This window comes from Mesorhizobium sp. M1307, assembly GCF_040318155.1.
Taxonomy (GTDB): Bacteria; Pseudomonadota; Alphaproteobacteria; order Rhizobiales; family Rhizobiaceae; genus Mesorhizobium.
In genome coordinates this window covers 1-1888 of record NZ_JAMYLR010000100.1, presented here as the reverse complement: position 1 = coordinate 1888, position 1888 = coordinate 1, and the positions used below count along the sequence as shown (strand labels likewise).

Annotated in this window: 3 protein-coding genes; all 3 read left to right on the top strand. The window is 49.4% G+C overall.

Annotation, left to right across the window (positions count from 1 at the left end; all coding sequences use genetic code 11):
• Nucleotides 1-692, top strand: a 692-nt coding sequence (locus NKH16_RS34770; RefSeq protein WP_352903959.1) for an RHS repeat-associated core domain-containing protein, incomplete at its 5' end; no start/stop codon positions are given.
• Complete coding sequence (locus NKH16_RS34765) at nucleotides 661-1065, top strand: CdiA C-terminal domain-containing protein (protein ID WP_352903957.1); 405 nt, start codon at nucleotides 661-663, stop codon at nucleotides 1063-1065. The genes NKH16_RS34770 and NKH16_RS34765, both read left to right, overlap by 32 nt.
• Nucleotides 1066-1077: 12 nt before the next feature.
• A complete protein-coding gene (locus tag NKH16_RS34760; protein WP_352903956.1) occupies nucleotides 1078-1500 on the top strand; it encodes a hypothetical protein in 423 nt (140 codons plus the stop codon).
• The last annotated feature ends 388 nt before the right edge of the window (nucleotides 1501-1888 follow it).

Here is a 1888-nt window from a genome sequence, read left to right as displayed (position 1 = left end):
ACGGCGCACGAACCAAGAAGACTTCGTCCTTCGCGACCACGCTCTATCCCGACGCTTCCGTCGAGATCGATCCGGCGACACCGGGGGCGGAGATCTACACCCGCTATCCCCATCCCGACATCAAGGTGACGGGCACGACCAAAGCCTTCCTGCACCGCGATCACCTGGCCTCGGTCCGTATGGTCACCGACGCCACCGGCGCCATCGTCGAGGCCACAAACTACGCCACCTATGGCGAGCGGCTCAACACCGGCTTCCAGACGCAAAAGAGCTACATCGGCGAGCGCTTCGATCCCGAGACCGGCCTGCTCTACCTCAATGCACGGTACATGGACCCGCTGCTAGGACGGTTCATCTCGCCGGATGAATGGGATCCGACACTGCCGGGCGTCGGAACAAACCGGTATGCGTATGCCCAGAACGATCCGGTCAACAAGGGTGATCAGAATGGGCATCAAGTGCAAAGTCCTCGGTCATGTGACTATTCTGGGGGCAATAGCAATGATGACGACAGTTTTTTTGGAGGTCTCTTCGGAGGTCTCTTCGGTCACAACGTTGCCAACTCGTCTGCCGATGATAATGAAAGTAGCGACGGCGCTAACAAGACGGGTCCGGATGTTTCGGGGAATCCGGCAACACCGAATCCGGATGATCCGGACAATGGCAACAAAAAAAAAGGTCGACAGCAATAAAAAGGCCGGCAAGTTCACTGGAAATTGGAATTCGCTTCGGCCTGAGGAGAAGGCGTTTGCAAAAGAACAATTGGACATGGGGAATGATGTTGAAGCCGTGCCTAGGGCAACAATGAAGACTCCGGATTTCAAGATTAATGGTATTCAAACAGAATTCAAAGAGCTTACCGTCAATGGCACCAATACACTTAAAAATCGAATTCAAAGAGCCGTCGGACAGAGTGATAGAAATGTATTTGTTGATGCAAGAAAAACTGAAATAACAAGATCTCAGGTTCTTCATGAAATTCAGAGTGTAGAGGGTAATATAGGTTATTCTATTAAGGGAATAGTTAAAGTATCAACTATCGCAGATGGGTTGGTTAGATATTAGGAAAGGTAAGATATGTCTCTCTCAGCAGCTGTCTATAAAAGTAAGAAGTCTTTGGAGAAGCAGTTCAATCTATCCGATTGCGAGATTGACGCTGACACTGGTGAGGTAATTGCATCTAAAGCATTGAATCAAAATTTTGACTACGAGGATTCGATCGCAATATGCGTGGATTTTGGTAATATTGCCCATATCAAGTTCCTTAGTGACACAATCGCAGAGAAATTTGGTGATAGAGAATCAATATTGGAGAAGCTTTTCTTGTATTCTGGAGGCCATTTTGGCGATATGATTGAAAATTCTTATTTCGATAAAATTCTAGAAGAGCTAAATATGCTACGCGATTCAGAAATTATAGAGGTGAGAGATTTTTCTACTCAGGTGCGGAGCCTTGTGAAGGCGGCAATTAAAGAAGGTAACCCGATCGTCTTCATCTGAATTAGAATTGCGGAATTACGGTGAATTACGAAATACGGTGACACCCATTAGCCGGCCTCTCGTCAAGGTCGCGCGGAGCTTTTTTGGCGGTGTCAGCCGCCAATTTGCATCCTTTCTTTTCCTTCCCTTCGGCGGCAGGTTTTGAACCGCACCCGTTTCTTTACGCTTGGCTGCGAGAACGATCGCGCCAGACACCCATAAGGATCAAGCATTGGTCAGGCCTTGCGGCTTTCCACCGTGCACAAGCAGGTGGCCGAGACCTATGCGGTCAATACCGCGACCAAACCTTACACCGTGCAGAACACGGCGACCGACACGACGCTGACCGAGAACATTGCACGCACACTCAGGGTTGAGCGGGCGTTCGACGCCTACAACAACGTCACCA